Origin of the sequence: Bacillus sp. TH19, from assembly GCF_016651075.1 — a bacterium.
Classification (GTDB): Bacteria; Bacillota; Bacilli; order Bacillales; family Bacillaceae_G; genus Bacillus_A; species Bacillus_A mycoides.
This window is the reverse complement of record NZ_JAEKEO010000007.1, coordinates 113,575-120,000: the sequence shown is the minus strand read 5'-3', so window position 1 is coordinate 120,000 and position 6,426 is coordinate 113,575. Positions and strand designations below refer to the sequence as shown.

Here is a 6,426-nt window from a genome sequence, read left to right as displayed (position 1 = left end):
ACTGAAACATCTAAGTACCTGGAGGAAGAGAAAGCAAATGCGATTTCCTGAGTAGCGGCGAGCGAAACGGAATCTAGCCCAAACCAAGAGGCTTGCCTCTTGGGGTTGTAGGACATTCTATACGGAGTTACAAAGGAACGAGGTAGACGAAGCGACCTGGAAAGGTCCGTCACAGAGGGTAATAACCCCGTAGTCGAAACTTCGTTCTCTCTTGAATGTATCCTGAGTACGGCGGAACACGTGAAATTCCGTCGGAATCTGGGAGGACCATCTCCCAAGGCTAAATACTCCCTAGTGATCGATAGTGAACCAGTACCGTGAGGGAAAGGTGAAAAGCACCCCGGAAGGGGAGTGAAAGAGATCCTGAAACCGTGTGCCTACAAATAGTCAGAGCCCGTTAATGGGTGATGGCGTGCCTTTTGTAGAATGAACCGGCGAGTTACGATCCCGTGCGAGGTTAAGCTGAAGAGGCGGAGCCGCAGCGAAAGCGAGTCTGAATAGGGCGTTTAGTACGTGGTCGTAGACCCGAAACCAGGTGATCTACCCATGTCCAGGGTGAAGTTCAGGTAACACTGAATGGAGGCCCGAACCCACGCACGTTGAAAAGTGCGGGGATGAGGTGTGGGTAGCGGAGAAATTCCAATCGAACCTGGAGATAGCTGGTTCTCCCCGAAATAGCTTTAGGGCTAGCCTTAAGTGTAAGAGTCTTGGAGGTAGAGCACTGATTGAACTAGGGGTCCTCATCGGATTACCGAATTCAGTCAAACTCCGAATGCCAATGACTTATCCTTAGGAGTCAGACTGCGAGTGATAAGATCCGTAGTCAAGAGGGAAACAGCCCAGATCGCCAGCTAAGGTCCCAAAGTGTGTATTAAGTGGAAAAGGATGTGGAGTTGCTTAGACAACTAGGATGTTGGCTCAGAAGCAGCCACCATTTAAAGAGTGCGTAATAGCTCACTAGTCGAGTGACTCTGCGCCGAAAATGTACCGGGGCTAAATACACCACCGAAGCTGCGAATTGATACCAATGGTATCAGTGGTAGGGGAGCGTTCTAAGTGCAGTGAAGTCAGACCGGAAGGACTGGTGGAGCGCTTAGAAGTGAGAATGCCGGTATGAGTAGCGAAAGACGGGTGAGAATCCCGTCCACCGAATGCCTAAGGTTTCCTGAGGAAGGCTCGTCCGCTCAGGGTTAGTCAGGACCTAAGCCGAGGCCGACAGGCGTAGGCGATGGACAACAGGTTGATATTCCTGTACCACCTCTTTATCGTTTGAGCAATGGAGGGACGCAGAAGGATAGAAGAAGCGTGCGATTGGTTGTGCACGTCCAAGCAGTTAGGCTGATAAGTAGGCAAATCCGCTTATCGTGAAGGCTGAGCTGTGATGGGGAAGCTCCTTATGGAGCGAAGTCTTTGATTCCCCGCTGCCAAGAAAAGCTTCTAGCGAGATAAAAGGTGCCTGTACCGTAAACCGACACAGGTAGGCGAGGAGAGAATCCTAAGGTGTGCGAGAGAACTCTGGTTAAGGAACTCGGCAAAATGACCCCGTAACTTCGGGAGAAGGGGTGCTTTCTTAACGGAAAGCCGCAGTGAATAGGCCCAAGCGACTGTTTAGCAAAAACACAGGTCTCTGCGAAGCCGTAAGGCGAAGTATAGGGGCTGACACCTGCCCGGTGCTGGAAGGTTAAGGAGAGGGGTTAGCGTAAGCGAAGCTCTGAACTGAAGCCCCAGTAAACGGCGGCCGTAACTATAACGGTCCTAAGGTAGCGAAATTCCTTGTCGGGTAAGTTCCGACCCGCACGAAAGGTGTAACGATTTGGGCACTGTCTCAACCAGAGACTCGGTGAAATTATAGTACCTGTGAAGATGCAGGTTACCCGCGACAGGACGGAAAGACCCCGTGGAGCTTTACTGTAGCCTGATATTGAATTTTGGTACAGTTTGTACAGGATAGGCGGGAGCCATTGAAACCGGAGCGCTAGCTTCGGTGGAGGCGCTGGTGGGATACCGCCCTGACTGTATTGAAATTCTAACCTACGGGTCTCATCGACCCGGGAGACAGTGTCAGGTGGGCAGTTTGACTGGGGCGGTCGCCTCCTAAAGTGTAACGGAGGCGCCCAAAGGTTCCCTCAGAATGGTTGGAAATCATTCGTAGAGTGCAAAGGCATAAGGGAGCTTGACTGCGAGACCTACAAGTCGAGCAGGGACGAAAGTCGGGCTTAGTGATCCGGTGGTTCCGCATGGAAGGGCCATCGCTCAACGGATAAAAGCTACCCCGGGGATAACAGGCTTATCTCCCCCAAGAGTCCACATCGACGGGGAGGTTTGGCACCTCGATGTCGGCTCATCGCATCCTGGGGCTGTAGTCGGTCCCAAGGGTTGGGCTGTTCGCCCATTAAAGCGGTACGCGAGCTGGGTTCAGAACGTCGTGAGACAGTTCGGTCCCTATCCGTCGTGGGCGCAGGAAATTTGAGAGGAGCTGTCCTTAGTACGAGAGGACCGGGATGGACGCACCGCTGGTGTACCAGTTGTTCTGCCAAGGGCATAGCTGGGTAGCTATGTGCGGAAGGGATAAGTGCTGAAAGCATCTAAGCATGAAGCCCCCCTCAAGATGAGATTTCCCATAGCGTAAGCTAGTAAGATCCCTGAAAGATGATCAGGTTGATAGGTTCGAGGTGGAAGCATGGTGACATGTGGAGCTGACGAATACTAATAGATCGAGGACTTAACCATATAATATGAAGCAAATGTTATCTAGTTTTGAAGGAATATACCTTCATAGTTTGGTGATGATGGCAGAGAGGTCACACCCGTTCCCATACCGAACACGGAAGTTAAGCTCTCTAGCGCCGATGGTAGTTGGGACCTTGTCCCTGTGAGAGTAGGACGTCGCCAAGCAAGCTAAAACACAAGTCTTTTGACTTGTGTTTTTTTGTTTTTAAACAGTACATGAAAGAAGTAAAGGGAATACATAAGTAATACAAACACGTTGCCCAAGAATAAATCATATTATATAAAAAATTGATGTATATTTTCCGGAAATTTGTTAAGGAATAGAGGTATATAATATGTTTATTTAAAAAGGGAGGAAAGATTATGAAATTACCAAGTGAAATTTGCATCGTTTGTGAGACAAAAAGAGAGGAAGGAATATATGTATATAATAATTTAATATGTTACGAGTGCGAAAGAAATCTGGTGAATACTGAGACAACTGACCCGAAGTATATACATTATTTAAAACAACTGCGAAAATTAGAAGTATCATATTTTTAAATAGGCATTATGCCTATTATTTTTTTTGCCCTAATATCTGTATAATAGATACAGAATGAATAATAAGGAAGAGATATATATGAATCAAAATCGTATGCCTTTATATGAGGCGCTAATGGAATTTAAAGAAAGGCGACTACTATCTTTTCATGTTCCTGGTCATAAGAATGGTTTAAACTTCCCTCAGAAAGCTTCAGGGGGGTTTAAGGACATATTATCAATTGATGTAACAGAGTTAACGGGATTAGATGATTTACATAGCCCGTTTGAATGTATAGATGAAGCACAGCAATTATTAGCTGAAGTATATGGCGTGCACAAAAGTTATTTTTTAATTAATGGTTCAACAGTTGGAAATTTAGCAATGATTTTGTCTTGCTGCGGCGAACATGATATTGTCCTCGTACAAAGAAATTGTCATAAATCGATCATTAATGGTTTGAAATTAGCAGGGGCTAATCCGGTCTTTTTAAATCCATGGATTGATGAAGTACATAACGTACCAGTAGGTGTTCATGATGAAATTATTAAGGAGGCAATTACAAAGTATCCAAATGCAAAAGCACTTATTTTAACACATCCTAATTACTATGGTATGGGAATTGATTTAGAGGCAAGTATCGCTTACGCACATGCACATAAAATTCCTGTTCTAGTAGATGAAGCCCATGGGGCGCATTTTTGTATAGGGGACCCCTTCCCGAAGTCAGCATTAGTTTATGGTGCGGATATTGTGGTCCATTCCGCACATAAAACATTACCTGCGATGACAATGGGATCTTATTTACATATAAATAGCCGTTTGGTGAGCGAAGAAAAAGTTTCCTCCTATTTAAGTATGCTACAATCTAGTAGCCCATCGTATCCAATTATGGCTTCTCTTGATATAGCACGTTTTGCAATAGCAGTTATAAAGGAAGAGGGTCATGATGAAATCGTTGAGTTTTTACGCCGATTTAAAGAAGGATTGCGATCTATCCCACAAATAGCCATTTTGCAATATCCATCGCAAGATGAATTAAAAGTTACGGTGCAAACTCGCTGTCAGTTATCGGGGTATGAATTACAGTCTGTATTTGAAAAAGTCGGTATATATACGGAAATGGCAGATCCATATAACGTCCTATTTATATTACCGTTACAAGTAAATGAGGGGTATATGAAAGCTATAGAGATCATTCGATTAGCTATGCAGCAATATAAGGTAAAAGACAAGACAGTATCAATTCGTTATACTTATAAAGGGGAGATTTCCCCTTTACCGTATACGTATAAACAATTAGAGAGATACGAAACGAAGTTAGTATCTATAGAAGAAGCCGTTGGTATGATAGCTGCAGAAATGGTGATTCCGTATCCACCTGGAATTCCATTGATCATGTATGGAGAGAGAATTACTCAAGAACATACAAAGCAAATTACTCATTTAGAGAAAACAGGGGCTCGTTTTCAAGGTAGTACGCAATATATGAACGTGTATGATATAGAAAGTAGGTTTTAGGATGAAGGGATTATTTGTAACAATTGAAGGGCCAGAAGGTTCGGGTAAAACAACATTAATTAAAAGTTTATTACCATATTTTGAGCAAAAGGAACAAAAGGTAATGGCGACCAGAGAACCGGGTGGTATTGCAATTTCTGAAGATATTAGAACAATTTTACATAAACAAGAGTATACGATGATGGAAGCACGTACAGAGGCGCTCTTATATGCTGCTGCACGTAGACAACATTTAGTGGAAAAAGTTATGCCAGCACTTGAGGAAAACTATCTTGTACTATGTGATCGTTTTATAGATAGCTCTTTAGCATATCAAGGATATGCAAGAGGCTTAGGTATGGATAAAGTATTTGAAATTAATCGTTTCGCAACGGAAGATTGTATGCCTAGTTTAACAATCTATTTAGATATTGAGCCAGAGGTAGGTTTAGCACGAATTGGAAAAGATGCAGGACGTGAAGTAAATCGACTAGATATGGAAGATATCTCTTTCCATAAACGTGTGCGTGAAGGGTATTTACAAGTTGTAGAGCGTTTCTCTAATCGCATTGTATTAGTAAATGCTGATCAACCAATGAAAAAACTTATAGAAGAAGTTGTTCAGATTATAGAAGATAAATTGTTATAATAGAAGGAAAGAATGAAATAAGTGAGGTATGCAGTATGATAAATACGTGGGAGCAGCTTTCTGCTATACAGCCCATCGGTGTCAAAATGTTGATGAATAGCATTGCAAAAGAGCGTATATCCCACGCTTACTTGTTAGAGGGAGGGAAAGGGACTGGGAAGTTCGCCACAGCAATTCAAATGGCAAAAAGTTTTCTCTGTTCACAAAGAAATGGTGTAGAGCCTTGTCATGTATGTACGAATTGTCGCCGAATTGATTCAGGTAACTACCCAAACTTACATATTGTAAAACCAGATGGATTATCTATTAAAAAACAGCAAATTCATGATTTACAAGAAGAGTTTTCAAAAACAGGATTAGAAGCAAATAAAAAAGTATATATTATTGAGCATGCAGATCGTATGACAGCAAATGCAGCGAATACGCTCTTAAAGTTTTTAGAAGAACCAAGTAGTGATACAACAGCTATTTTACTTACTGAACAAAGTCATCAGATTTTAAATACAATCTTATCTCGTTGTCAAGTTGTTACGTTTAGGCCGTTGCCTACAGAATCTTTAATTAAGAGGTTAGAGGAAGAAGGTATTACAGTTTCTTTATCTACACTTGCTGCGCAGCTTACAAATAGTTTTGAAGAAGCTTTATTAATGTGTAATGATGAATGGTTTGCACAAGCGAGAGCTTTAGTGATAAAATTATGTGAAGCGCTCGAAAAAGATAAGGCCTCTATTTTTTTTGTACAAGAAAAATGGGGAAAGCACTTTGGAGAGAAAGAACAATTACAGCAAGGCTTAGATATGTTACTCCTTATTTATAAGGATTTATTATATGTTCAACTTGGAGAAGAAGATCGTCTTGTTTTTCATGAGCAGAAAGAGATGTTTGAATCCTTTTCTTATGCTCAGAAGCGCATTGTATCAGCTCTCTTTAATATATTAGAGGCAAAAAATAGAATCAACGCTAATGTAAATGCGCAGCTTGTGTTCGAACAGTTAGTGTTGCGGTTGCAGGAGGGATGACCGTT

The 6,426-nt window shown here is 42.6% G+C and carries 4 protein-coding genes and 2 rRNA genes (1 of these 6 only partly in view); all 6 read left to right on the top strand.

What is annotated here, in order from left to right; genetic code table 11:
* Positions 1–2,730 (top strand): 23S ribosomal RNA (locus JFU54_RS04350); it begins 192 nt to the left of the window's first position.
* 49 nt (positions 2,731–2,779) lie between these two features.
* A 5S ribosomal RNA gene (gene rrf / locus JFU54_RS04345) occupies positions 2,780–2,895 on the top strand.
* A 198-nt stretch (positions 2,896–3,093) separates the two neighbouring features.
* Positions 3,094–3,273: a sigma factor G inhibitor Gin gene (locus JFU54_RS04340; protein ID WP_201063798.1), complete on the top strand. Its 180-nt coding sequence runs from the start codon at positions 3,094–3,096 to the stop codon at positions 3,271–3,273.
* 79 nt (positions 3,274–3,352) lie between these two features.
* On the top strand, positions 3,353–4,774 hold the full coding sequence (locus JFU54_RS04335) for an aminotransferase class I/II-fold pyridoxal phosphate-dependent enzyme (protein ID WP_033708702.1): 1,422 nt from the start codon (positions 3,353–3,355) through the stop codon (positions 4,772–4,774).
* Between the two features lies 1 nt (position 4,775).
* Positions 4,776–5,402: a dTMP kinase gene (gene tmk, locus JFU54_RS04330; RefSeq protein ID WP_002009634.1), complete on the top strand. Its 627-nt coding sequence runs from the start codon at positions 4,776–4,778 to the stop codon at positions 5,400–5,402.
* Between the two features lie 35 nt (positions 5,403–5,437).
* Complete coding sequence (gene holB / locus JFU54_RS04325; protein ID WP_002009636.1) at positions 5,438–6,421, top strand: DNA polymerase III subunit delta'; 984 nt, start codon at positions 5,438–5,440, stop codon at positions 6,419–6,421.
* The last annotated feature ends 5 nt before the right edge of the window (positions 6,422–6,426 follow it).

Bases quoted from the DNA above. Each gene is read 5' to 3' on its own strand.
- JFU54_RS04340 (WP_201063798.1), top strand. From the start codon at position 3,094: ATGAAATTACCAAGTGAAATTTGCATCGTTTGTGAGACAAAAAGAGAG.
- JFU54_RS04335 (WP_033708702.1), top strand. From the start codon at position 3,353: ATGAATCAAAATCGTATGCCTTTATATGAGGCGCTAATGGAATTTAAA.
- tmk (WP_002009634.1), top strand. From the start codon at position 4,776: ATGAAGGGATTATTTGTAACAATTGAAGGGCCAGAAGGTTCGGGTAAA.
- holB (WP_002009636.1), top strand. From the start codon at position 5,438: ATGATAAATACGTGGGAGCAGCTTTCTGCTATACAGCCCATCGGTGTC.